Annotated in this window: 24 protein-coding genes; 12 read left to right on the forward strand and 12 right to left on the reverse strand. The window is 71.1% G+C overall.

Annotated features, from left to right (window positions below; genetic code table 11):
* Positions 1–94: 94 nt before the first annotated feature.
* The 4 genes from ACIHCM_RS30465 to amaP are packed head-to-tail and all read left to right on the forward strand — an operon-like array spanning position 95 to position 1948.
* Positions 95–277 (forward strand): hypothetical protein, encoded by a 183-nt coding sequence (locus ACIHCM_RS30465; RefSeq protein WP_393111381.1) that lies wholly within the window; start codon positions 95–97, stop codon positions 275–277.
* Positions 274–693, forward strand: coding sequence for an Asp23/Gls24 family envelope stress response protein (locus ACIHCM_RS30470; RefSeq protein ID WP_399902791.1), 420 nt, complete (start codon positions 274–276; stop codon positions 691–693). The genes ACIHCM_RS30465 and ACIHCM_RS30470 overlap by 4 nt, the downstream gene beginning before the upstream one ends.
* A complete protein-coding gene (locus ACIHCM_RS30475) occupies positions 690–1364 on the forward strand; it encodes a DUF6286 domain-containing protein (RefSeq protein ID WP_399902794.1) in 675 nt (224 codons plus the stop codon). Before ACIHCM_RS30470 ends, ACIHCM_RS30475 begins: the two co-directional genes overlap by 4 nt.
* Positions 1361–1948 carry an alkaline shock response membrane anchor protein AmaP gene (amaP, locus tag ACIHCM_RS30480; RefSeq protein ID WP_399902796.1) on the forward strand — a complete coding sequence of 196 codons (588 nt, stop codon included), beginning with the start codon at positions 1361–1363 and terminating at the stop codon, positions 1946–1948. Before ACIHCM_RS30475 ends, amaP begins: the two co-directional genes overlap by 4 nt.
* Positions 1949–1953: 5 nt before the next feature.
* Here the strand turns inward: amaP and ACIHCM_RS30485 are convergent, their stop codons facing one another.
* The 5 genes from ACIHCM_RS30485 to ACIHCM_RS30505 all read right to left on the reverse strand — a co-directional run bounded on the left by ACIHCM_RS30485 (position 1954) and on the right by ACIHCM_RS30505 (position 6805).
* Positions 1954–2709, reverse strand: coding sequence for an SDR family oxidoreductase (locus ACIHCM_RS30485; protein WP_399902798.1), 756 nt, complete (start codon positions 2707–2709; stop codon positions 1954–1956).
* A 5-nt stretch (positions 2710–2714) separates the two neighbouring features.
* Positions 2715–4565 carry a glycoside hydrolase family 15 protein gene (locus tag ACIHCM_RS30490; RefSeq protein ID WP_399902801.1) on the reverse strand — a complete coding sequence of 617 codons (1851 nt, stop codon included), beginning with the start codon at positions 4563–4565 and terminating at the stop codon, positions 2715–2717.
* 69 nt (positions 4566–4634) lie between these two features.
* Positions 4635–5426 carry an SURF1 family protein gene (locus ACIHCM_RS30495; RefSeq protein WP_399902804.1) on the reverse strand — a complete coding sequence of 264 codons (792 nt, stop codon included), beginning with the start codon at positions 5424–5426 and terminating at the stop codon, positions 4635–4637.
* Positions 5427–5490: 64 nt separating this feature from the next.
* Positions 5491–5724, reverse strand: coding sequence for a hypothetical protein (locus ACIHCM_RS30500; RefSeq protein ID WP_381348773.1), 234 nt, complete (start codon positions 5722–5724; stop codon positions 5491–5493).
* Positions 5725–5803: 79 nt separating this feature from the next.
* The gene (locus ACIHCM_RS30505) at positions 5804–6805 is read right to left on the reverse strand and encodes a DEDDh family exonuclease (RefSeq protein WP_399902807.1); all 1002 of its coding nucleotides are present in this window, start codon (positions 6803–6805) and stop codon (positions 5804–5806) included.
* 226 nt (positions 6806–7031) lie between these two features.
* Here ACIHCM_RS30505 and ACIHCM_RS30510 point away from each other — a divergent pair, with 226 nt between their 5' ends.
* Positions 7032–7916: a sterol desaturase family protein gene (locus ACIHCM_RS30510; protein WP_399902810.1), complete on the forward strand. Its 885-nt coding sequence runs from the start codon at positions 7032–7034 to the stop codon at positions 7914–7916.
* Complete coding sequence (locus ACIHCM_RS30515; protein ID WP_399902813.1) at positions 7913–8650, forward strand: lysoplasmalogenase; 738 nt, start codon at positions 7913–7915, stop codon at positions 8648–8650. The genes ACIHCM_RS30510 and ACIHCM_RS30515 overlap by 4 nt, the downstream gene beginning before the upstream one ends.
* 80 nt (positions 8651–8730) lie before the next feature.
* Here the strand turns inward: ACIHCM_RS30515 and ACIHCM_RS30520 are convergent, their stop codons facing one another.
* The gene (locus tag ACIHCM_RS30520) at positions 8731–10245 is read right to left on the reverse strand and encodes a S8 family peptidase (protein ID WP_399902816.1); all 1515 of its coding nucleotides are present in this window, start codon (positions 10243–10245) and stop codon (positions 8731–8733) included.
* Positions 10246–10347: 102 nt separating this feature from the next.
* Positions 10348–11871, reverse strand: coding sequence for a S8 family serine peptidase (locus ACIHCM_RS30525; protein WP_399902819.1), 1524 nt, complete (start codon positions 11869–11871; stop codon positions 10348–10350).
* A gap of 335 nt (positions 11872–12206) precedes the next feature.
* On the opposite strand from ACIHCM_RS30525, the gene ACIHCM_RS30530 reads away from it, so the two are divergent.
* The 3 genes from ACIHCM_RS30530 (at position 12207) to moaA (ending at position 15351) form a co-directional block, all read left to right on the forward strand.
* Entirely contained in the window at positions 12207–12566 is a 360-nt protein-coding gene (locus tag ACIHCM_RS30530) for a DUF485 domain-containing protein (RefSeq protein WP_399902823.1), read from the forward strand.
* The gene (locus ACIHCM_RS30535; protein WP_399902826.1) at positions 12563–14188 is read left to right on the forward strand and encodes a cation acetate symporter; all 1626 of its coding nucleotides are present in this window, start codon (positions 12563–12565) and stop codon (positions 14186–14188) included. The genes ACIHCM_RS30530 and ACIHCM_RS30535 overlap by 4 nt, the downstream gene beginning before the upstream one ends.
* Positions 14189–14361: 173 nt before the next feature.
* Positions 14362–15351, forward strand: a complete 990-nt coding sequence (gene moaA, locus ACIHCM_RS30540) for a GTP 3',8-cyclase MoaA (protein ID WP_399902829.1) — start codon at positions 14362–14364, stop codon at positions 15349–15351.
* A 32-nt stretch (positions 15352–15383) separates the two neighbouring features.
* Here moaA and ACIHCM_RS30545 read toward each other — a convergent pair whose 3' ends face one another.
* Together ACIHCM_RS30545 and ACIHCM_RS30550 are read right to left on the reverse strand one after the other, a co-directional pair.
* Positions 15384–15599, reverse strand: coding sequence for a hypothetical protein (locus tag ACIHCM_RS30545; protein WP_393111355.1), 216 nt, complete (start codon positions 15597–15599; stop codon positions 15384–15386).
* Between the two features lie 202 nt (positions 15600–15801).
* The gene (locus ACIHCM_RS30550; protein ID WP_399902832.1) at positions 15802–16185 is read right to left on the reverse strand and encodes a DUF3099 domain-containing protein; all 384 of its coding nucleotides are present in this window, start codon (positions 16183–16185) and stop codon (positions 15802–15804) included.
* 244 nt (positions 16186–16429) lie between these two features.
* On the opposite strand from ACIHCM_RS30550, the gene ACIHCM_RS30555 reads away from it, so the two are divergent.
* On the forward strand, positions 16430–16705 hold the full coding sequence (locus ACIHCM_RS30555; RefSeq protein WP_399902835.1) for a GlsB/YeaQ/YmgE family stress response membrane protein: 276 nt from the start codon (positions 16430–16432) through the stop codon (positions 16703–16705).
* A gap of 67 nt (positions 16706–16772) precedes the next feature.
* Here the strand turns inward: ACIHCM_RS30555 and tyrS are convergent, their stop codons facing one another.
* From tyrS to ACIHCM_RS30570, 3 genes are read right to left on the reverse strand one after another with little or no spacing between them, the layout of a single operon-like run.
* Complete coding sequence (gene tyrS / locus ACIHCM_RS30560; protein ID WP_399902838.1) at positions 16773–18041, reverse strand: tyrosine--tRNA ligase; 1269 nt, start codon at positions 18039–18041, stop codon at positions 16773–16775.
* 57 nt (positions 18042–18098) lie between these two features.
* Positions 18099–19496, reverse strand: a complete 1398-nt coding sequence (locus tag ACIHCM_RS30565; protein ID WP_399902842.1) for a metallopeptidase TldD-related protein — start codon at positions 19494–19496, stop codon at positions 18099–18101.
* A complete protein-coding gene (locus ACIHCM_RS30570) occupies positions 19493–21016 on the reverse strand; it encodes a TldD/PmbA family protein (protein ID WP_399902845.1) in 1524 nt (507 codons plus the stop codon). Before ACIHCM_RS30570 ends, ACIHCM_RS30565 begins: the two co-directional genes overlap by 4 nt.
* 263 nt (positions 21017–21279) lie before the next feature.
* Here ACIHCM_RS30570 and fabG point away from each other — a divergent pair, with 263 nt between their 5' ends.
* Both fabG and fabI read left to right on the forward strand, forming a co-directional pair.
* Positions 21280–21984, forward strand: a complete 705-nt coding sequence (fabG, locus tag ACIHCM_RS30575) for a 3-oxoacyl-[acyl-carrier-protein] reductase (protein ID WP_399902847.1) — start codon at positions 21280–21282, stop codon at positions 21982–21984.
* A 5-nt stretch (positions 21985–21989) separates the two neighbouring features.
* Positions 21990–22757, forward strand: a complete 768-nt coding sequence (gene fabI / locus ACIHCM_RS30580) for an enoyl-ACP reductase FabI (RefSeq protein ID WP_399902850.1) — start codon at positions 21990–21992, stop codon at positions 22755–22757.
* Positions 22758–22875: the final 118 nt, after the last annotated feature.

A 22875-nucleotide genomic window follows, 5' to 3' on the forward strand; every position in this document is an offset into this window, starting at 1 on the left:
ACCGTCACTCGAAGGCTGTAATGCACCACAATGGCATGGAACGCATCCATACGGGCCCCAACGACCCGCACGGCTACGAGCTGAGGAGCGCACGATGAGCAGGGCCGTGGTCGGCATGATCGCCGGAATGGCGCTGGGCTTCGCCGGGTACTTCGGCGGGTTCGGCGCGTTCGTGCTGGTGGCGGCGCTGGGCGCCGTCGGGTTCGTCGTCGGCCGGTTCCTGGAAGGGGATCTCGAAGCCGGCGACTTCTTCCGCACCCGCGACCGGCGGCGGTGACGCCCGTGAGCAGCGGGCCGGACGAGTCCCGCAGGACGGGCGACGTCGTCGCGGCGGGCGAGCGCGGGCAGACCACCATCGCCGACCGCGTGGTCGCGAAGATCGCCGCGCAGGCCGCTCACGAGGCGCTCGGGCGGCTGTCCCCGGAAGCGGCCCGGCCGCGGGCCACGGTCGTCGTCCGTCCCCTGGCCCCCGACCGGGCCGGGCCTGCGGGGATGCCCGTCGACGCCGCCCGGGTCCGGGTCCATCTCGAACTCGACTACCCCAGCGACATCGGCTCCCGGTGCGCGCAGGTGCGTCGTCATGTCGTGGAGCGGGTAGGCGCGTTGGTGGGAATGGAGGTTCCGGAAGTCGCGGTCCAGGTGGAGCGGCTGCACCTGGCGGCGGCGCACGCGGCGCAGGGGAGGACCCGATGAGCGAGCCCCAGGGCTCCGAGGGCACCACACAGAGACTGCCGGTGATCGAGAAGGCCCGACCGGAGCTGGGCCAGTCCGCGTCGGCGGCCGCCTACGAGCCGCGGCCCGGCCTGGAGGGGGAGGACGGCAGGACGCGCCGCTTCTGGTCGGCCCGCCGCGTCCCCGCGGCGGTGGTCGCCACGCTGCTGCTGGTCGCGGCGGGCGTCCTCCTCTACGACATCGCGGCCGTACGCGCCGGCCGGCCCGCCATGTACTGGCGCCGGGAGCTGGCCCGCCAACTCGCCGAACGCCCCCTCGACGACCTCTGGGTCCTGCTCGGCGCGGGCGTCGCCGCCGCCCTCGGCCTGTGGCTGGTCGTGCTCGCCGCCACGCCCGGCCTGCGGGCCGTCCTGCCCATGCGGCGCACGCACCCCGAGGTCCGCGCCGGACTCGACCGGAGCGCCGCCGCGGCCTATCTGCGCGACCGGGCCATGGAGGTCTCCGGGGTGCAGTCCGCACGGGTACGGATGCGCCGCCGGCGCGCCGACGTACGGGCGGTGTCGCACTTCCGTGAACTCGACGACGTACGCGCCGACCTGGACGACGTGCTCGCCGACGCGATCAGGGCACTGGGCCTGTCCCGCGGCCCCGCGTTGTCGGTGCACGTCCGGCGGCCCGGCCGGAAGGGGTGATTGCGGTGCTCAGGAGCGTCAACCGGGTACTGCTGGGTGTCGCGGGACTCGTGCTGCTCGTGCTGGGCGGCGCGGTGCTGGCCGTGGGGCTCGGGGTGGAGGCGCCGTCCTGGTGGATCCACGGCGGCCGCGACGACGTACTGCTCGCCGATCCGGAACGGACCCGGTGGCGGGACGCCGGCTGGTGGTGGCCGGCCGTCCTCGCGGCCCTCGCGGTGCTGTTCCTGCTCGCCCTGTGGTGGCTGGTCGCGGTGGTGCGCCGGCGCCGGCTCGCCGAGGTGCTGGTCGACACCGGTGACGGGGAGGGCGCGCTGCTGCGGGGCCGGGCCCTGGAGGACGTGCTCTCCTCCGAGGCGAGCGCCCTGGACGGCGTGGCCCGCGCGCACGTCCGCCTCAGGGGCCGTCGCACCGCCCCCGAGGCCCGCGCCAGGCTCCTGCTGGAACCCGACGTCGACCCCGGGGAGGCGCTGGACCACCTGACGACCCGGGCGCTCGCCCACGCCCGCAACTCGGCGGGCCTGGCGTCGCTGCCGGCGAAGGTGCGGCTGAAGGGCGTCAGGCACCGCGCGGAAAGGGTCAGTTGACGGCCTCAGAAACCGTGCCGCGCCCCGCCGTCCACCGGCACCATGACCCCGGTCACGTAGGACGCGGCCGGTGACAGCAGGAAGGCCGCCGTACGCCCGAACTCCTGCGGCGTCCCGTACCGCCGCAGCGGGATCCGCGACTCGCTGGCCGCACGGGTCGCCTCCGGATCCGCCGACAGCCGGTCCAGTTCCCGCACCCGGTCCGTGTCGATCCGTCCCGGCAGGACGCCGACCACGCGCACGCCCCGCGGACCGAGCTCGTCCGACAGCGACTTGGCGAACCCGGCCAGTCCCGGGCGCAGGCCGTTGGAGATCGTCAGCGCCGGAATCGGCTCGTACACCGACCCCGACAGCACGAACCCGATCACTCCTCCGGCCTCCAGCTCCGCGGCCGCCGCGCGGGCCAGCCGCACCGCGCCGAGAAACACCGACTCGAACGCGGCCAGCCACTGCTCGTCCGTGTTGTCGGCCACGAACCCCGCGGGCGGGCCACCCACGCTGACGAGCATCCCGTCGAAGCGGCCGAACCGCTCCCGCGCCGCGGCGATCAGAAGCGCCGGCGCCTGCGGATCGGCGTTGTCCACGGCCACGCCGTACGCGTTCGGCCCCAGCTCGGCCGCCGCCTCGGCGACCCGCTCCTCGTCCCGGCCCGTGACGACGACTTTCGCACCGTCGGCGACCAGCTCACGCGCGGAGGCGTTGCCCAGCCCGCGGGTGGCCCCGGTGACGACGTACACCCGGTCCTTCAGTCCAAGATCCATGCGACCTATCCTGCCCCCTCGTCCCCGAACAGGGCGAGGGCCGTGTTCACCAGACCGATGTGACTGAACGCCTGCGGGAAGTTGCCGAGCTGGCGGCCGGCCACCGGGTCGTACTCCTCGGCCAGCAGTCCCACGTCGTTCGCCAGCCCCACCAGCTGCTCGAACAACTCGCGGGCCTCCTCCGTGCGGCCCGTCATGTGCAGTGCGTCCGCCAGCCAGAACGAGCAGACCAGGAAGGTGCCCTCACCGCCGGGCAGCCCGTCCACGGCCGTGCGGTCGGCGCTGTAGCGGTGCAGGAAGCCGCCCTGGCAGAGCTCGGCGCGGACCGCGTCGATGGTGCCCGTCACCCGCGGATCGTCCGGCGGCAGAAAGCCCACGCGCGGGATGAGCAATGTCGCGGCGTCCAGTTCGCGGGAGCCGTAGTACTGCGTGAAGGTGTTGCGCTCCGGGTCGTAGCCCTGCTCGCACACCTCCCGGTGCACCTCCTCGCGGAACTCCCGCCAGCCGTCCAGATCGCCCTTCAGGTCCGGATTGCGCTCCATGGTGCGCACGGCACGGTCGGCGGCCACCCACACCATCACCTTGGAGTGCACGAACTGCTTGCGGCCGCCGCGCACCTCCCACAGCCCCTCGTCCGGCTGCCGCCACGCGGACCGCAGGAACTCCATCAGGGCGCACTCCAGTTGCCACATGTGCGGCTTGACGGCCATCCCCGAGATCCGCGCCAGCGACAGCGAGTCCATCACCTGGCCGTACACGTCCAGCTGGAGCTGGCGTACGGCGTCGTTGCCGATCCGGACGGGAGCGGAACCGGCGAACCCGGCCAGCCAGGGCAGCTCGGCCTCGGGCAGCCGTCGCTCGCCGGCCAGCCCGTACATGATCTGCATGTCCGCCGGGGCGCCCGCGACCGCGCGCACCAGCCAGTCACGCCAGGCCTCGGCCTCCTCGTGGTAGCCGGCCGACAGCAGTGCGCCCAGGGTGAGGGTGGAGTCGCGCAGCCAGCAGTAGCGGTAGTCCCAGTTGCGCACGCCGCCGAGCTCCTCCGGAAGGGAGGTCGTGGGGGCGGCGACGATGCCACCGGTCGGGGCGTAGGTGAGGGCCTTGAGGGTGATCAGCGAGCGCAGTACGGCGTCCCGGTGCGGACCGTCGTAGCGGCAGCGCGCCGACCAGGCCTGCCAGTCCGCGAGGCTGTGGCGCAGCGACTCGTACGGGTCGACCAGCGGTGGGCGCGGCTCGTGGGAGGGGTGCCAGGTGAGGACGAACGCGACCTTCTCGCCGGGGCCGACGGTGAACTCCGAGTGCGTGCCGAAGTCCTCGCCCCAGGTGTGCACCGGCGGCTCGCTGCGCAGCCACGCGGAGTCCGGGCCCGCGACGGCCACCCGGTGCCCGTCGGACCTGCGCATCCACGGCACGATCGAACCGTAGTCGAAGCGCAGCCGGAGCGTGCTGCGGACGGTGACGCGGCCGCTGAGGCCCTCGACGATGCGGACGACGTCGGGGGCGCGGTCGCGCTGCGGCATCAGGTCGGTGACGCGGATCGAGCCCTCGGGTGTGTCCCACTCGGTGTCCAGGACCAGGGTCCCGGGGCGGTACGCACGCCGCGTGCAGGTGTGCGGGGTGCCGTCGGCGGCTCCGGCGTCCCCGGTGTCCTTGGGGGCGATGCGCCAGTGGCCGTTGTCCTCGTCGCCGAGCAACCTGGCGAAGCAGGCGGCCGAGTCGAAGCGGGGCAGGCACAGCCAGTCGACGGAGCCGTCCCTGCCGACGAGAGCGGCGGTCTGTTCGTCGCCGATGAGGGCGTAGTCCTCGATACGGCTGGTGGCGATGGACTGGGCGGAGATGCTCGTGGGCGGGTGCACGGAGTGCGGGTTCCCGGGTGACCGGCCGGGCAATCCGGGTGCCCTTGGACGAGGGCCGGCGGGCGCGGGCTACACCGGTGCCGGGGCCGTCTCCTGCTGCTTCTGCGCCGTCGCCGCTGCCCGGTCCCGGGCCTCGCGGCGGGCCAGGATCACCCAGCCGACGGGGACGCCCGCCGCGAACAGCCACCACTGTATGGCGTACGCCATGTGGTTGCCGATGCTGTCGTGGTCCGGGGCGGGGATCAGCTCGGGCGTGTCGCCCTTCGGCCCGGGCTCGGTCAGTTCGACGTATCCGCCGAGGACCTGCCGGCCGAGGCGCTCGGCCTCCCGCGCGCTGTCGATCAGCATGATCTGGCGGTCCGGCAGGCCCTGGACGTTCTTGATCCCGCTCTCGGCGGTGGTCTGGTCGGGCATCAGCCGCCCGGTGACGGTGGTCTCACCCCGCGGGGGCGCCGGAATCCTCGGGAACTCGGTCTGGCTCAGCCCGTCCGAGGGCACCCAGCCGCGGTTGACCAGCAGGACCTTTCCGTCGTCGAGGACGAAGGGGGTCAGCACGTGGTAGCCGACCTCGTCGTCCGCGTTGGTACGGCGGCGTACGACGACCTCGTGGGCGGTGTCGAAACGGCCCTGCGCTGTCACGCGCCGGTACAGGTAGGCGCCGTCGACCTCGGCTCCGGGCGAGGTCAGCGACTCGACGGGGACCGGCTCGGCGGCCAGCGAGCCGGCGATCACGGTGTTCAGCGCGACCCTGCGCTCATGCCGGTGCAGCTGCCAGAAGCCCAGCTCGATCATCGTCGGGATGAGGGCGAGGGCGACAAGGGTGAGGATCACCCACTGCCGGGACAACAGGAAGCGGTACACCCCACGACCGTACATCTCGGGCCGTGGGGTGCGGTGCGTGGGGGTGCGGGAGGGCTGCAGGGGCTCAGACGCGGTCGACGATTCCCACCCTCCCCTCCGCGCGGGCGCAGTGCGCACCGCAGTACCAGTGGCCCTCGACCTCGACCCCCTGCCCGATGATCTGGACCCGGCAGTGCTCGCAGATCGGAGCCATGCGGTGGATCGCGCACGCGAAGCAGTCGAAGACGTGCACCGCGCCCTGCGCGTGGACCTCGAAGGACATTCCGTAGTTATTGCCGCAAACCTCGCAAGTCGCCATGCGCCACAGGGTGAGCCGTCCCCGAGGCGCGGGCGAGCGGGCGCCGGGCGAGTCGCGCACCAATCACCCGTCCGTACGGTCACGCCCCGGACGCCGGCTCCACATCTGCCAGGAGCTGCCCGAACGCCGCCTCGTCGACCACCGGCGTGCCGTACTGCCGGGCCTTGACGACCTTCGACGTGCCCGAGTCCGGGTCGTTGGTGACGAGCAGGCTCGTCAGCCGGGACAGGCTCGTGGCGACATGCAGCCCGGCCTCGACGGCGCGGTCCTCCAGCAGCTCACGTTCGACCGAGGTGTCCCCGGAGAAGGCGATCCGCATGCCCTGCTTGAGGCGCTTGCCCTCCTCGTACCGCCCGGGGTTGGGGTACGGGCACGCGGGCCGCTTCCGGGACGGGCGCCAACTGCCCGGCCGGTAGCCGCTGTAGCCGCCGTGCCCGCCCGCCTGCTGCCCGATGCGCGCCGCGGGTCGCTCCACCCACTCGGTCAGTGGCCGGCACTCGTGCAAGGGGAGCCGCAGCTGCCCCTCCGCCGCGGCCCGCAGGCTCGGCCGGAACGCCTCCGCGAGCACGCGCGCGTCGTCGAGCGCGTGGTGCGCGCGCTGCTGCACGACGCCGAAGTGAGCGGCCAGCGACTCCAGCTTGTGGTTGGGCAGCGGAAGCTCCAGCGCCTTGGACAGGGCGATGGTGCACAGCCGCTGACGCACCGGCGCCTCACGCCGCACGCGCGCGTACTCGCGGGCGATCATCTGCCAGTCGAACACGGCGTTGTGCGCGACGAGCACCCGGCCCTGAAGCCGGCTCGCGAACTCCTCGGCGATGTCCCCGAAGAGCGGCGCCCCTTCGAGCGCCTCGCTCGTCAGACCGTGGATCCACACGGGTCCCGGGTCCCGCTCGGGGTTGACCAGCGTGTACCAGTGGTCCTGGACCTCACCGCGCCCGTCCAGCCGGTAGACGGCCGCGGAGATTATCCGGTCGTCCCGGGCCAGGCCGGTGGTCTCCACGTCAACGACCGCGTATCCCTGGGGATACGCGGTCGGCCAGACTGCCGGGGAGGACGCTGCCGTCGTTCGGTCTTCGAGCATGGTCATTGAGGATACGGGCCGGGACCGACATCGCCGTCCGTCAGGACCCCTGTCCGGTCCGCCTGTTCGAGAGGCGGAGGTCGGTGGGTGTGACGGCCCATCAGGCGTGGGCCTCCGGCTGGGGGTGCGCTTGCCGGAGATCGTCGGCGAACAAGGGCGTACCGCTGGTAATACTTGTCGGTAACAACCTCTAGCCGCGGCCGGTCACGGGCCCTACGGTGCACCCATGCCGAACCTCCCCGATGTCGTGCTCTGGTCCATACCGGCCTTCGTGCTGCTCGCCGTCGTCGAGATGATCGGCGTCCGTCTCCACCCCGACGAGGAGGCGGCCGGGTACGAAGCCAAGGACGCCGCCACCAGCGTCACGATGGGACTCGGCAGCCTCTTCTTCGACGTGCTCTGGAAGATCCCGGCCGTCGCCGTCTACACGGCCCTCTACGAAGTGACGCCGCTGCGGGTGCCCGTGCTGTGGTGGACCGTCGCTCTGATGCTCCTCGCGCAGGACTTCTTCTACTACTGGTCGCACCGCGGTCACCACGTCATCCGCGTCCTGTGGGCCTGTCACGTGGTGCACCATTCGAGCGAGAAGTTCAATCTGACCACCGCGCTGCGCCAGCCGTGGACGTCCTTGACCTCCTGGCCGTTCTACGTGCCTCTGATCGCTCTGGGTGTGCATCCGGCCGCACTGGCGTTCTGCTCGTCGGCGAACCTGGTCTACCAGTTCTGGATCCACACCGAGCGGATCGACAAGATGCCCCGCTGGTTCGAGTTCGTCTTCAACACACCCTCCCACCACCGGGTGCACCACGCCTCCCAAGGCGGCTATCTCGACCGCAACTTCGGCGGGATCCTCATCGTCTGGGACCGTCTCTTCGGCTCCTTCGCCGCCGAGACCGAGCGGCCGGTCTACGGGCTGACCAAGAACATCAACACGTACAACCCGCTGAGGGTCGCCACCCACGAGTACGTCGCCATCGCCAAGGACCTGAAGGCCGCCGGCAGTTGGCGCGAACGCGCGGGACGGGTGTTCGGCGGTCCGGGCCGGCAGCCGGCGCAGCAACCCGGGTCCGCCCCCGCACCGGAGCCGGCCGGCAGGAGTGCGGCCGCGTGAGCGCCTCCCCCGTCCGCCCTCCCGCCCCCGTACCGGCCGCCGCCGTACTCGCCGCCTTCGCGGTGGCCGCCGCCGCCGACCTGGCCTCGCTCGCCGCCGGCTTCGAGCCCGGCCACACCGTCGCCAAGCCGCTGCTGATGCCCCTGCTCGCCTGCTGGGCCTTTCTCGGCGGCGCGCCGCGTCTCCTCGTCGCCGCCCTGCTGTTCGGCTGGGGCGGGGACGTGCTGCTCCTGTCGGACGCCGGGCCCGCCTTCCTGGCGGGCATGGGTTCCTTCGCCCTGGGGCACGTGTGCTACCTCGCCCTCTTCAGGGCGCACGGCCGGCGGGGCACCGTCCCACGCGCGCGTGCGGGCCTTGCCGCCCTCGCCTACGCCGCCGCTCTCACCGGCACCGTCACGCTGCTCTGGCCCGATCTGCCCGGCGGCCTGCGCGTGCCCGTGGCCCTGTACAGCGCGCTGCTCACCGCCATGGCGTACGGCGCGCTGACCCGGCTCGGCCTCGTGGCCGGGCTCGGCGGCGCGCTCTTCATGCTCTCCGACACGTTCATCGCCACCGGCGTCGCCGAGTGGCCGCAGCTGCCGGGGCCGGACTTCTGGATCATGCTCACGTACATCGCGGCGCAGTTCCTGCTGACCCGGGGGACACTCGGCGCGCCCCACACGCCGGTGGTGGCGGAGGATGCGGTGCGGCCCGCCGGCGCACAGGCACGGGCCAGCGCGGCACCGCCGCGCTGAACGGCGGCCGGGCCGGACGGATGACCCGTCCGGCCCGGCCGGTCGTCGCGGGCGCCGCGGGGGACGCCCGTGCGGCGGCGCTACCTGGTCACCGCGTCCAGCGCGTCCGCGGTGCCCCAGCCGTAGAAGCCGTTGTAGTTCTTCGGCCCCTCGCACACCGCGTCGACCTTGCCGTCGCCGTCGATGTCGTACGGGTCCGTGCACGCCGTGCCGTCCGCCTCGGCGTACAGCAGCGCCTTGACGAGCGCCGGCGGGGCGTACGGGTGCGTCGACTTGATCAGGGCGGCGACGCCCGCGACATGCGGCGAGGCCATCGACGTACCGGCCATGTAGCCCCACCTGCCGCCGGGCAGCGTGCCCAGGATCAGGCCGCTGGTCGCGGGGGGCGCCGGCGTCTGGTACGCCGTCGAGTCGCCGCCGGGCGCGGCGATGTCGATGACGCCGAGACCGTGGTTGGAGAAGGACGACTTCAGGCCCTTCGCACCGGTGGCCGCGACCGTCACCATGCCGGGCAGCTGGGTCGGTATGTCGTAGCACTCGGACGGGTCGATCACCCGCTCGGTGGGCGTGGAGTCGTTGGGGGAGACCGGGTCGGTGATCTCGTCGGCCGCGAGGTCGTAGTTCTCGTTGCCGGCCGCGGCGACGTTGACCGCGCCCTTCCGCTCCGCGTACTTCGACGCCCGGGTGATGGCCTCCACGAGTGCCTTCTGGTCCGGGTCGTTCTTGCAGTTGAAGTACCAGGGGTCGGTGTAATAGCTGTTGTTCGTGACGTCCACGCCGTGCTCGGCTGCCCAGACGAAGCCGCAGACGACGGCCTCGGTGTAGAAGAAGCCGGCCGGGGTGGACACCTTGATGCCGGACACCTTCACGCCCGGCGCCACGCCCGTCATGCCGACGCCGTTCTTGGCGGCCGCGATCTCCCCGGCCACATGGGTGCCGTGCGGGCTCTCCGCAGCACCGGGCCGCCAGGCGCCGTCGGTGGTGTCCGGCTTGCCCGTCACGCAGTTGACGGACGCCTCGCGGTCGAAGTTCGGCGCGATGTCCGGATGGGTGTCGTCCACGCCGGTGTCGATCACGGCGACGGTCACCTTGTCGCTTCCGAGCGACTTCTCGTGCGCCTTGTCCGCCTTGATCGCCGGCAGGTCCCACTGGAGCGGCTGGAGCGGGTCCTGGCCCTCGACGGCGTCCACGTCCGCCAGGTCGCCGGCCGTGAGCACCTTCGGCGTGCCGACGTCGGTGGTCGACTGCGCGGGCAGCGGCGCCGTCCGGGTGGAGCCGGCCGACTGCACGCCGCGCACCTTCCTGATGGTCCGGGCGAAGTCCGCGTTCGCCGAGTGCACGACGATCACACCGATCTGGTGGTACGACATGACGATCGTGCCGCCTGCCTTGGCGATCGCCTTCCTCACCTGCTCCGTGTCGCTTCCGGGGCGGACGTTGACGACATAGCTGAGCGAGGTCGTGTCGGCCGTGACCGGCGCGGGGGCCGGCGCCGCGGACGCGGTAACGCCCGGCAGGAAGGCGAGAGAGGTCGCCATGGCCATCCCGACCGGGATCACCAGGGCACGGCGGTAGCGGGGGTGAGGCACTGTCATGGTGTCGGGTCTCCACTTCGTTCGCGGTGCGGGCGGACCGTGCGGGAGGTGCTGGGGGCGGGCGGTGCGGCCGGAGGGCCGGCCGCACCGCCCGCGGGGCGACTACTTGACCGCGCGCAGCGCGTCGACGATGCCGTGTCCGTAGAAACCGTTGACGCGTGCGCCGCCCTCGCACACCGCGTCCTGCGTGCCGTCACCGTCCTGGTCGTACGACCCGGGGCAGGCCGTGTCGTTCGCCTGCGCCTTCAGCAGCCACTGCAACTGCGCCGGGCTCGCCCACGGGTGCTCCGACTTGAGCAGCGCGGCGACGCCCGCGGCGTGCGGCGAGGCCATCGAGGTGCCCTGGAGGAAGGCGTACTGGTTGTTGGGCATGGTCGACAGGATGCGGCCGTTCTTCGACGGCGTGTCCGGGATCTGGTAGAGCCGGTCGCCGCCCGGCGCCGCGACGTCGACGACGCCCTTGCCGTACGAGGAGTAGTACGACTTGAGGTTCTGCACGCCCGTGGCGCTGACCGTGACGATCCCCGGGAGCTGCGTCGGTACGTCGAAGCACTCGTGCGGGTCGATGGTGCGCTCGACCGGGGTGGAGTCGTCGGGGCTGGAGTCGTCGACGATGGCGTCCGCGTCCAGGTCGTGGTTGGAGTTGCCCGCCGACGCCAGGTGCAGGGTGCCCTTCTTCTGGGCGTACAGCTGGGCCCGGTTGACCGCGTCGACGATCGCGCGCTGGTCCGGGTCGTCCATGCAGTTGTACAGCCAGGGGTCGACGTAGTAGCTGTTGTTCGTGATCTCGACGCCGTGGTCGGCGGCGAACACGAAGGCGCAGACGACGTTCTCCGGGTAGAAGAGCCCGTTGTGCGGGTCGCTCACCTTGATGCTGGCGACCTTCACACCCGGCGCCACACCGGCCACGCCGATGCCGTTGCGGGCCGCCGCGATCTCACCGGCGACATGCGTGCCGTGGTAGTCCTCCGGGGTGTACGGCCGCCAGGCGCCCTCGCTGGTGTCCGCGACGCCGCCGACACAGTTGGCGGACTGGCTCGCGGAGAAGTTGGGGGCGAGGTCGGGGTGGGTGTCGTCGACGCCGGTGTCGATCACGGCGACGGTGACCTTGCGGCTGCCCGGGTTGATCTGCGCGGCCTTGTCGGCGCCGATCGCGCGCAGGTCCCACTGGTCGGCCTCGAGGGGCTCGCTCCCGGCCGTCGCGGCCGCCTCGACCTTCGCGGCCTCCGCGGCGGTCAGGTAGTCGGCGGCGCCCTGGTCGGTCGTGCCCGCGGCGACCAGCGGGGCGGTGCGGGTGGCACCGGCCGACTGCACGCCGGGGGCCTTGCGTATCTGTGCGCCGAAGTCCGGGTTCGCCGAGTGCGCGACGATCACGCCGATCCTGTCGTAGGTGGTCACCACGGTCCCGCCGGCCGCGGCGACCGCCTTCTCCACCGACGCGATCGTGTGACGGTCCGTCCTGGTGTTGACGACGTACGCCAGTTTGGGCGAGTCCGCGGTCCGGGCCGTGGACTCCGCGCGCGGGGCGGCCGTGGCGGCCGCCGGCAGGAAGCCGAGCGAGGCGGTCAGCGACAGCACGACGGGCACGGCGAGGGCGAGCCGGCGTCTGGAACGCAGATGAGCCATGGGGTCTCCACATCATCCGGAAACAAAACCGGCCCGAGGCACAGGTGGTGCTCGGGCAGGTACATGACGGGTGGTGCAGGGTGAAGCTATCCCCCTACCTCGCTGGCCAGCAATCATTTCCGGGGATGACTTCGGAGTTTTCCGGCGATGACTTCCGAAAGAACGCACGGGGGTTGAACCGGTTCTCGCGTGGCGCCGTGACGTTGAGCAGGGAGCCCGAGCACGATCGAGGCGGCCCCCTGTCGGATCGCGCACCCGGCCACTGACATCGCCGCCCGGTTCACGTGATCCACATCACTGGCAACCGCACAGCAGCCGCAACACGAGGAGACTCCGTGTCTACCGAAGCACCGCCCCCCTCGAAGGAAACAGAACATCGACTCCCCTCGACCGAGGAGTTCGCCGAGGTGCAGAACAGCGCGGAGTTCGGTGAACTGCGCCGCTCCTACCGTTCCTTCGCCTTCCCGCTGACCGTCGCCTTCATCGCCTGGTACCTGCTGTACGTCCTGCTGTCCAACTACGCGGGCGGCTTCATGGGCACCGAGCTCTTCGGCAACATCAACGTCGCCTTCGTCTTCGGCATCGCCCAGTTCGTCACCACGTTCCTCATCGCCTGGTGGTACTCGCGGCACGCCGCCGCGAAGCTCGACCCCAAGGCCGAGGCCATCAAGTCCCGGATGGAGGGCGGCGCATGAGCCCCGTTCAGCACACCGTTCTCGCGGCCAACGAGGCCAGCGAGCACCGCCCGCTCATCATCACGCTGTTCGCGCTGTTCGTCGTCGCGACCCTCGTCATCACCATCTGGGCGGGCCGCCAGACCAAGGACGCGGCCGACTTCTACGCCGGTGGCCGCCAGTTCAGCGCGTTCCAGAACGGCCTCGCGGTCTCCGGCGACTACATGTCGGCGGCGTCGTTCCTCGGCATCGCCGGCGCGATCGCCCTCTTCGGATACGACGGCTTCCTGTACTCCATCGGCTTCCTGGTCGCCTGGCTGGTCGCCCTGCTCCTGGTGGCCGAGCCGCTGCGGAACTCCGGCCGCTACACCATGGGTGATGTGCTCGCGTACCGCATGCGCCAGCGCCCGGTGCGCACCGCCGCCGGCACCTCCACGATCGTCGTGTCGATCTTCTACCTGCTGGCCCAGATGGCGGGCGCGGGCGTCCTCGTCTCGCTGCTGCTCGGCATCACCTCGGACGCGGGCAAGATCGGGATCGTGGCACTCGTCGGCGTGCTCATGATCGTCTACGTCTCCATCGGCGGCATGAAGGGCACCACCTGGGTGCAGATGATCAAGGCTGTGCTGCTGATCGGCGGCACCCTCCTGATCACCTTCCTGGTGCTGCTGAAGTTCAACTTCAACATCTCCGACCTGCTGGGCTCCGCCGCCGAGAACAGCGGCAAGGGCGCCGCCTTCCTGGAGCCCGGCCTGCAGTACGGCGCCACCAGCACCTCCAAGCTGGACTTCATCTCCCTCGGCATCGCCTTGGTCCTGGGCACCGCCGGTCTGCCGCACATCCTGATCCGCTTCTACACGGTGCCGAACGCCAAGGCCGCCCGTAAGTCCGTGAACTGGGCCATCGGCATCATCGGCGGCTTCTACCTGATGACGATCGCGCTGGGCTTCGGCGCCGCGGCACTCATCTCGCAGAACGAGATCATCGAGTCCAACCCGTCCGGCAACACGGCGGCCCCACTGCTCGCCCTGCACCTGGGCGGCGTCGACTCGGCCTGGGGCGCGATCCTGCTCGCCACGATCTCGGCGGTGGCCTTCGCGACCATCCTCGCCGTCGTCGCCGGACTCACCCTCGCCTCGTCGTCGTCCTTCGCGCACGACATCTACGCCAACGTCATCCGCAAGGGCAAGGCCACCGGCGCCGAGGAGGTCCGCGCGGCCCGCTGGGCGACCGTCTTCATCGGCATCGTCTCCATCGGCCTCGGCGCCCTGGCCCGCGACCTCAACGTGGCCGGCCTGGTCGCCCTGGCGTTCGCGGTCGCCGCCTCGGCCAACCTGCCGACCATCCTCTACAGCCTGTTCTGGAAGCGGTTCACCACCCAGGGCGCACTGTGGTCGATCTACGGCGGCCTGATCGTCGCCGTCGGCCTGGTGCTGTTCTCGCCCGTGGTCTCCGGCGACCCCAAGGCGATGTTCCCCAGCGTCGACTTCGCCTGGTTCCCGCTGAAGAACCCGGGCATCATCTCCATCCCGTTCGGCTTCCTCATGGGCTGGCTCGGCACCGTCCTGTCGAAGGAGGAGCCGGACGCCGGCAAGTACGCCGAGCTGGAGGTCAGGTCACTGACCGGCACCGGCGCCCACTGAGTCCGCCCCCTGAAGCGGCCGCGCCGCAGGGCTCCTGTGGGACCCTACGACGCGGCCGCGTCCCACCTCGTGGGATCAGGCCTTAGCCGATGCCAGTGAGGTCACGTAGGCTCGCAGGTGTCGGAGGAAGTTGTGCTCCGCTGCGTGTGATCCGCCACGAGGGAGGGGGCCACGTGCTCATCGACACCTACGGCCGGGTGGCCACCGACCTGAGGGTCTCGCTGACCGACCGCTGCAATCTGCGCTGCAGCTACTGCATGCCCGAAGAGGGCCTGCAGTGGCTTGCCAAGCCCGACCTGCTCACGGACGACGAGATCGTACGGCTGATCGACATCGCGGTCACGTCCCTGGGGATCGAGGAGGTCCGGTTCACCGGCGGCGAGCCCCTGCTGCGTCCAGGGCTGGTCGGCATCGTGGAGCGCGTCGCGGCCCTTCGGCCGCGCCCCCAGATGTCCCTCACCACCAACGGCATCGGCCTCAAGCGCACCGCGGCGGCCCTGAAGGCCGCCGGCCTGGACAGGGTGAACGTCTCGCTGGACACCCTCCGCCCCGACGTCTTCAAGACCCTCACCCGGCGCGACCGCCACCAGGACGTCCTGGCGGGCCTGGACGCCGCCCGCGAGGCGGGCCTGACCCCGGTCAAGGTCAACACGGTCCTGATGCCGGGACTGAACGACGACGAGGCCCCCGACCTGCTGGCCTGGGCCGTCGAGCACGACTACGAACTGCGTTTCATCGAGCAGATGCCCCTCGACGCCCAGCACGGCTGGAAGCGCGACGGCATGATCACCGCGGGCGACATCCTGACGTCCCTGCGCACCCGCTTCGAGCTCACTCCCGAGGGTGACAAGGCCCGCGGCTCGGCCCCCGCCGAGCGCTGGCTGGTCGACGGCGGCCCGCACCGCGTCGGCGTCATCGCCTCGGTCACCCGCCCGTTCTGCGCGGCCTGCGACCGTACGCGTCTCACGGCCGACGGCCAGGTGCGCACGTGCCTGTTCGCCACCGAGGAGACCGACCTGCGCGCCGCGCTGCGCTCGGGCGCTCCCGACGAGGAGATCGCCCGGATCTGGCGCCTGGCGATGTGGGGCAAGAAGGCGGGCGCGGGACTGGACGACCCGGCATTCGTGCAGCCGGACCGCCCGATGTCCGCCATCGGCGGCTGACCGGGGCAGGCAAGGGAGCCGGCCCCGCCGGCTCAGCCTTCCCGCTGCTGCCACTCCTTGAGCAGGACCACGTCCTTCAGGAACCCGCGCACCCCGAGGAACTGCGACAGATGCTCCCGGTGCTCCTCGCACGCGAGCCACGTCTTGCGCCGCTCCGGCGTGTGGATCTTCGGGTTGTTCCAGGCCAGCACCCACACGGCGTCGGTGCGGCAGCCCTTGGCGGAACAGATCGGGGTCTCGTCACTCACAGGTTCGTCTCACCAGCGCGGGAAAAGGCGACGCCGAGCAGCCACGGGGGGAGCTGCCCGGCGTCGGTCTGTCGCTCCGACGGGGGATGCGGAGCGCGTACGAAGTATGTCACGGGTAACCGGCCGCCGGGCACCTGAACAACATGATTGATCCGGGCTTTTCGGAACCCCGGCACGGGGCCTTGAGCGGAGCCCTGTCGTCCTATTCCGGCCGCGCCTTCGTGGAATCGCCCACCGCGTCCTCCGGTACGGGTTCCGTGAAGCGGTCGTCCTCGGCGCGCGGTGGCGCGATCATCGGCCGGGGCGGTACGGCGACGAACGTCGACGGCAGCGAGGGCACGTTCTCCCGGCCGGCGTTGGCGATCACCACGGCCACATAGGGGAGCAGCGCGCCCACCACCAGCGCCACGATCGCGACATGCCGTTCCACGTTCCACAGGGTCGCCGCGAGGATCACCGAGAGCGTGCGGACCGACATCGAGATGACGTACCGTCGCTGCCTGCCGCGCACGTCGTCATGGAGGCCCTGCCGGGCCCCGGTGATCCGGAAAACCTGGCCGTTGCCGTCACCATGCCTGTTCCGCATGACATTCCACCATCCGCCCGCCTCGGGACTCTCCCCGGACCGTCCCGGCTCCACACCCGGCCGTACCGGGGCCGGACAGCATCCACGGTACGCCGCCGCCGCGCCGCCCACGAGACCGGGTCCGACCCCTGCCTGGGCGAACGCCCTCGGACGTAGCGCGTACGGCCGTACCCGACATGCGCCGTACGGAGTACGGCCCGAGACTGGGCGTAATGCTCACGTCGAGCCGTACGAGGAGGCAGCCATGGGCTGGTTGTGGGCGATCATCGTGGGATTCGTGCTGGGCCTGATCGCCAAAGCGATCATCCCTGGCAAGCAGCACATTCCGCTCTGGCTGACCACCATCCTGGGCATGATCGGCGCCATCGCGGGCAACGCCATCGCCCGGGGCTTCGGCGTCGCCGAGACGCCCGGCATCGACTGGAGCCGTCACATCTTCCAGCTCGTGGCCGCGATCGTCCTCGTCTTCCTGGGCGACATGGCGTACATGCAGCTCAGGGGCGGCAAGCGACGCGCCTGAGACCACGTACGGCGAACGGGGCGGCCTGCGCTGACCGAAGGCCGCCCCGTTCGGCACGCTGTCCCGCTCAGGCGCCCGTGACCTCGACCGCCGCCAGGTTCTTCTTGCCCCGGCGCAGCACCAGCCAGCGCCCGTGCAGCAGGTCCTCCTTGGCCACGACCGCGTCCTCGGAGTCGACCTTCGTGTTGTTCACGTAGGCGCCGCCCTCCTTGACCGTGCGGCGCGCTGCCGACTTGCTGGGCACCAGGCCGACCTCGGCGAACAGGTCCACCACCGGTGCCGGTTCGGCGACCTGGACGTGCGGCAGCTCCGACAGCGCCGCCGCCAGCGTCCGCTCGTCCAGATCCGCCAGCTCGCCCTGCCCGAACAGGGCCTTGGACGCGGCGATCACGGCGGCCGTCTGGTCAGCGCCGTGCACCAGCGTCGTCAGCTCCTCGGCCAGCGCGCGCTGCGCCGCCCGCGCCTGCGGACGCTCCTGCGTCTGCTTCTCCAGCTCCTCGAGTTCCGCGCGGGACTTGAAGGACAGGATCCGCAGGTACGTCGTGATGTCCCGGTCGTCCACGTTCAGCCAGAACTGGTAGAACGCGTAGGGCGTCGTCATCTCCGGGTCGAGCCAGACGGCGCCGCCCTCGGTCTTGCCGAACTTGGTGCCGTCCGCCTTGGTCATCAGGGGCGTCGCCAGCGCGTGCACGTTGGCGTGCGGCTCCAGCCGGTGGATCAGGTCCAGGCCGGCCGTGAGGTTGCCCCACTGGTCGCTGCCGCCCTGCTGGAGCGTGCAGCCGTACCGCCGGTAGAGCTGGAGGTAGTCCATGCCCTGCAGGATCTGGTAGCTGAACTCGGTGTAGCTGATGCCCTGGTCGGACTCCAGACGCCGGGCCACCGAGTCCTTCGTCAGCATCTTGTTGACACGGAAGTGCTTGCCGATGTCCCGCAGGAACTCGATCGCGGAGAGGTTCTCCGTCCAGTCGAGGTTGTTGACCATCACGGCCGCGTTCTCGCCCTCGAAGGACAAGAACGGCTCGATCTGGCGGCGCAGCTTGCGCACCCAGCCGGCGACCGTCTCCGGGTCGTTCAGCGTGCGCTCCGCCGTGGGGCGCGGGTCACCGATCAGACCCGTCGCACCGCCCACCAGCGCCAGCGGCCGGTGACCGGCCTGCTGGAGCCGGCGCACGGTGAGCACCTGCACCAGGTGCCCGACGTGCAGGGACGGAGCGGTCGGGTCGAAGCCGCAATAGAACGTGACGGGACCGTCCGCGAGCGCCTTGCGCAGTGCTTCCTCGTCGGTGGAGAGGGCGAACAGCCCGCGCCACTTGAGCTCGTCGACGATGTCCGTCACGGTTCTCTTGTCTCCTCGGATGATCTCGGGGCAGTCGGGTGACCGCCGCCTACGAGGTTATACGCCCCGGCTGACAGAGCTCATGTTGAAATCGGGGATCCGCAGCGGCGGCATCGCGGCCCTGGTGAACCAGTCGCTCCACTCGCGGGGCAGCGTCTTCTCCGTGCGCCCGGCCTCGACGGCCCGGCCCAGCAGCCCCACCGGCGACTCGTTGAACCGGAAGTTGTTCACCTCGCCGGTCACCTCGCCGTTCTCGACGAGGTAGACGCCGTCGCGGGTCAGGCCGGTCAGCAGCAGTGTCGCCGGGTCGACCTCGCGGATGTACCACAGGCACGTCAGCAGCAGCCCGCGCCCGGTGTCCGCGACCATCTCGTCCAGGGAGCGGCCCTCGCCCCCGTTCTCGAGGATCAGGTTGTCGATGCCCGGCGCCAGCGGGAGCCCGGTCGTCCCCGCGCTGTGCCGGCTGGTGAGCAGATGCCTCAGCTCGCCCTCGGCGACCCACTCGGTGGGCGTCAGCGGCAGACCGTTGTCGAACACCGACGAGTCGCCCCCGGAGGAGTGCGCGAGCACGAAGGGGGCGGACTCCAGGCCCGGCTCGTTCGGGTCACTGCGCAGGGTCAGCGGCAGGTCGGTGAGGCGCTCGCCCACGCGCGTGCCGCCGCCCGGCCTGGAGAACACGGTCCGGCCCTCCGCCGCGTCCCGGCCCGACGCCGACCACATCTGGTAGATCAGCAGGTCCGCGACCGCGGTCGGCGGCAGCAGCGTCTCGTACCGCCCGGCGGGCAGCTCCACGCGCCGCTCGGCCCAGCCCAGGCGTACGGCCAGCTCGGCGTCCAGCGCCGCAGGGTCGACGTCCTTGAAGTCCCGTGTCGACCGCCCGGCCCACGCCGAACGGGTACGGTCCGGGGACTTCGCGTTCAGCTCCAGCGTGCCGTTCGGCTGGTCGTGCCGCAGCCGCAGGCCCGCCGAGGTGCCCAGATAGCTGGAGGTCAGCTCGTGGTTGGCGAAGCCGTACAGCTCGCGGCCGCCCGCACGCGCGCGTGCGAAGGCCTCGCCCAGTGCCGGTGCGAAGTCGGCGAACACGGCGGACGACGTCTCGGCGGGCGCGTCCGAGAAGCCGGGCGACCGAGGCACGTCCGTCACCAGCGGCTGCGCGTCCTCGGCCGGCCCTGCGCCGCGCGCGGCGGCCTCCGCGGCCCGCACCAGCGGCTCCAGCTCGTCCGCGGTCACCGCCGACCGGGACACCACTGCCGACGCCGTGCCCTCCTTGCCGTCGACGGTCGCTACTACGGTGAGCGTCCGCCCGCGCGTGACGCCGTTCGTGGTCAGCGCGTTTCCCGCCCAGCGCAGGTTGGCGGTCGAGTGCTCGTCGGCGATCACGACACAGCCGTCGGCCCGGGACAGCTCCAAGGCGCGCTCGACGATCTCGTGCGGCTTCTTCGTCGGGGCGCTCATCGACCGGCCTCCTGCGTGGTGTTCAGAATGTTGACGCCCCTGAAGAGGGCGGAAGGGCAGCCGTGCGACACGGCCGCGACCTGGCCGGGCTGGGCCTTGCCGCAGTTGAAGGCGCCGCCCAGGACATACGTCTGGGGACCGCCGACGGCCGCCATGGAGCCCCAGAAGTCGGTCGTCGTCGCCTGGTAGGCGACGTCCCGCAGCTGCCCCGCGAGCCGTCCGTTCTCGATCCGGAAGAAGCGCTGGCCGGTGAACTGGAAGTTGTAGCGCTGCATGTCGATCGACCAGGACCGGTCACCGACGACGTAGATGCCGCGCTCCACACCCCCGATGAGGTCCTCGGTCGACATCCCGGCCGGATCCGGCCGCAACGACACGTTGGCCATCCGCTGCACCGGCACGTGCGCGGGGGAGTCGGCGTAGGCGCATCCGTTGGAGCGGCCGAATCCGGTCAGCCGGGCGATCCTGCGGTCGAGCTGGTAGCCGACGAGGGTGCCCTCCTTGACGAGGTCCCAGGACTGCGCCTCGACCCCCTCGTCGTCGTAGCCGATGGTGGCCAGCCCGTGCTCGGCGGTGCGGTCACCGGTGACGTTCATCAGCTCCGAGCCGTACCTCAGCTTCCCGAGCTGGTCGAAGGTGGCGAAGGAGGTGCCGGCGTAGGCGGCCTCGTAGCCGAGTGCGCGGTCCAGCTCGGTGGCGTGCCCGATCGACTCGTGGATGGTCAGCCACAGGTTGGACGGGTCGACGACGAGGTCATACAGGCCCGGCCGGACGCTCGGCGCGCGCATCTTCTCGGCCAGCAGCCCGGGCAGCTCGGCGAGTTCGGCGTCCCAGTCCCAGCCGGTGCCCGTGAGGTACTCCCAGCCGCGTCCGACGGGTGGCGCGACGGTGCGCATGGAGTCGAACTCGCCGGTCGACTCGTCGACCGACACGGCCGTCAGCTGCGGGTGCAGCCGTACCCGCTGCTGGGTGGTCACGGTCCCGGCCGTGTCGGCGTAGAACTTGTTCTCGTGCACCGTGAGCAGCGACGCGTCGACATGGTCGACCCCGTCGGCGGCGAGCAGCCGGCCGCTCCACTCGGCCAGCAGCCCCGACTTCTCCTCGCCGGGCACGGTGAACGGGTCGATCTCGTACGACGAGATCCACGTCCGGTCCGTGTGCACGGGCTCGGCGGCGAGCTCCACCCTCTCGTCCGACCCGGCGGCCTTGATCACCTGCGCGGACAGCTTCGCCATCGCGACGGCCTGCCCCGCCACCCTCGCGGCGGCGTCCATGGTCAGGTCCACACCGGACGCGAACCCCCACGTCCCGCCGTGCACGACCCGCACCGCGTATCCGAGGTCCGTGGTGTCCGACGATCCGGACGGCTTGCCGTCCCGCAGCCGCCAGGAAGCGCTGCGCACCCGCTCCAGCCGGAAGTCGGCATGCTCCGCTCCCAGCGCACGCGCGCGTGCGAGCGCGGCGTCGGCCAGAGCACGTAGCGGAAGCGCCGTGAAGGCTTCGTCGATGGTATGGGGCACCGAGGGTCTCCCTGCTGTCGTCGCCTGTCGGGTCCGATGTCGTCGCCTGTCGGGTCCGATCATGTCGCGGGAGCGGTCCCGCGGACCACACGTTTCCGTCCGGTGAACGCAACTTTCTGTAGGGATTCGACAGTGAGTCACCACAGCCACTGTCGGTGCCCGAATGTCCCGCGGCGCTTGCCGACCGATAGGTTTTCGGTGTAGCCGCCTGCCATCCAGGTGTTCGGGCGGGGGTACCAGACCGCTATCGAAAGGGTGATCCGTTGAGCCGCTCGGTTCTCGTCACCGGAGGCAACCGGGGCATCGGCCTCGCCATCGCCCGCGCTTTCGCCGACGCCGGCGACAAGGTCGCGATCACATACCGCTCGGGTGAGCCGCCGGCCGGTTTCCTCGCCGTCAGGTGCGACATCACCGACCCCGAACAGGTGGAGCAGGCCTACAAGGAGATCGAGGCCGAGCACGGCCACGTGGAGGTCCTGGTCGCCAACGCCGGCGTCACCAAGGACCAGCTCCTGATGCGCATGTCCGAGGAGGACTTCACCTCGGTCATCGACACCAACCTCACCGGCACCTTCCGGGTGGTCAAGCGCGCCAACCGCGGCATGCTGCGCGCCAAGAAGGGCCGCGTCGTCCTGATCTCGTCGGTGGTCGGGCTGCTCGGTTCGGCGGGCCAGGCGAACTACGCCGCCTCCAAGGCCGCGCTGGTCGGCTTCGCGCGGTCGCTCGCGCGTGAGCTGGGTTCGCGCAACATCACCTTCAATGTCGTCGCACCTGGTTTCGTCGACACCGACATGACCCGGGTGCTGTCCGACGAGCAGCGCGCCGAGTACGTGGCACAGGTGCCGCTGCGGCGGTACGCGCAGCCGGAGGAGATCGCCGCGGCGGTGCGCTTCCTCGCCTCGGACGACGCCTCGTACATCACTGGAGCCGTCATCCCCGTTGACGGCGGACTGGGAATGGGTCACTGATCACCATGAGCGGAATTCTCGAGGGCAAGCGCGTCCTGATCACCGGTGTGCTGATGGAGTCCTCCATCGCCTTCCACGCCGCCAAGCTGGCCCAGGAGCAGGGCGCCGAGATCATCCTCACCGCCTTCCCGCGGCCCACGCTGACCGAGCGCATCGCCAAGAAGCTCCCGAAGCCCACCAAGGTCATCGAGCTCGACGTGACCAACGACGAGCACATGGGCCGGCTCGCCGACGTCGTCGGCGAGGAGCTCGGCGGCCTCGACGGCGTCGTGCATTCCATCGGCTTCGCGCCGCAGGACGCGCTGGGCGGCAACTTCCTCAACACGCCGTTCGAGTCCGTCGCCACCGCCATGCACGTGTCGGCGTACTCCCTGAAGTCGCTCACCATGGCCTGCCTGCCGCTGATGCAGAACGGCGGCTCGGTCGTCGGCCTCACCTTCGACGCCCAGTACGCGTGGCCGCAGTACGACTGGATGGGCCCCGCCAAGGCCGCCCTGGAGGCCACCAGCCGCTACATCGCGCGCGACCTGGGCAAGCAGAACATCCGCTGCAACCTCATCTCCGCGGGCCCGATCGGCTCCATGGCCGCCAAGTCCATCCCGGGCTTCAGCGACCTGGCCTCCGTGTGGGACCACCGATCCCCGCTGGAGTGGGACCTCAAGGACCCGGAGCCGGCCGGCAAGGGCATCGTCGCCCTGCTGAGCGACTGGTTCCCGAAGACCACCGGCGAGATCATCCACGTGGACGGCGGTCTGCACGCGATCGGCGCCTGATCGATCGCCATCGGCGCCTGAGGGATCGATCGCCTGGCGATCCGCTGGTCATCGCCGGTCATCGCTGATCGAGGGCCCGCATCCGGTTCGGGTGCGGGCCCTCGGCATGTCCCCCGTT

The organism is Streptomyces sp. NPDC052023 (assembly GCF_044548465.1).
GTDB lineage: Bacteria > Actinomycetota > Actinomycetes > Streptomycetales > Streptomycetaceae > Streptomyces.

Excerpts from the sequence above, each read along its gene's own strand:
- ACIHCM_RS30555 (WP_399902835.1), top strand. The coding sequence starts at position 16,430 with ATGGGCTGGTTGTGGGCGATCATCGTGGGATTCGTGCTGGGCCTGATC.
- ACIHCM_RS30475 (WP_399902794.1), top strand. The coding sequence starts at position 690 with ATGAGCGAGCCCCAGGGCTCCGAGGGCACCACACAGAGACTGCCGGTG.
- ACIHCM_RS30520 (WP_399902816.1), bottom strand. The coding sequence starts at position 10,245 with ATGACAGTGCCTCACCCCCGCTACCGCCGTGCCCTGGTGATCCCGGTC.
- ACIHCM_RS30510 (WP_399902810.1), top strand. The coding sequence starts at position 7,032 with ATGCCGAACCTCCCCGATGTCGTGCTCTGGTCCATACCGGCCTTCGTG.
- ACIHCM_RS30505 (WP_399902807.1), bottom strand. The coding sequence starts at position 6,805 with ATGCTCGAAGACCGAACGACGGCAGCGTCCTCCCCGGCAGTCTGGCCG.
- ACIHCM_RS30465 (WP_393111381.1), top strand. The coding sequence starts at position 95 with ATGAGCAGGGCCGTGGTCGGCATGATCGCCGGAATGGCGCTGGGCTTC.
- fabI (WP_399902850.1), top strand. The coding sequence starts at position 21,990 with ATGAGCGGAATTCTCGAGGGCAAGCGCGTCCTGATCACCGGTGTGCTG.
- ACIHCM_RS30525 (WP_399902819.1), bottom strand. The coding sequence starts at position 11,871 with ATGGCTCATCTGCGTTCCAGACGCCGGCTCGCCCTCGCCGTGCCCGTC.
- ACIHCM_RS30535 (WP_399902826.1), top strand. The coding sequence starts at position 12,563 with ATGAGCCCCGTTCAGCACACCGTTCTCGCGGCCAACGAGGCCAGCGAG.
- ACIHCM_RS30485 (WP_399902798.1), bottom strand. The coding sequence starts at position 2,709 with ATGGATCTTGGACTGAAGGACCGGGTGTACGTCGTCACCGGGGCCACC.
- ACIHCM_RS30565 (WP_399902842.1), bottom strand. The coding sequence starts at position 19,496 with ATGAGCGCCCCGACGAAGAAGCCGCACGAGATCGTCGAGCGCGCCTTG.
- ACIHCM_RS30550 (WP_399902832.1), bottom strand. The coding sequence starts at position 16,185 with ATGCGGAACAGGCATGGTGACGGCAACGGCCAGGTTTTCCGGATCACC.
- ACIHCM_RS30500 (WP_381348773.1), bottom strand. The coding sequence starts at position 5,724 with ATGGCGACTTGCGAGGTTTGCGGCAATAACTACGGAATGTCCTTCGAG.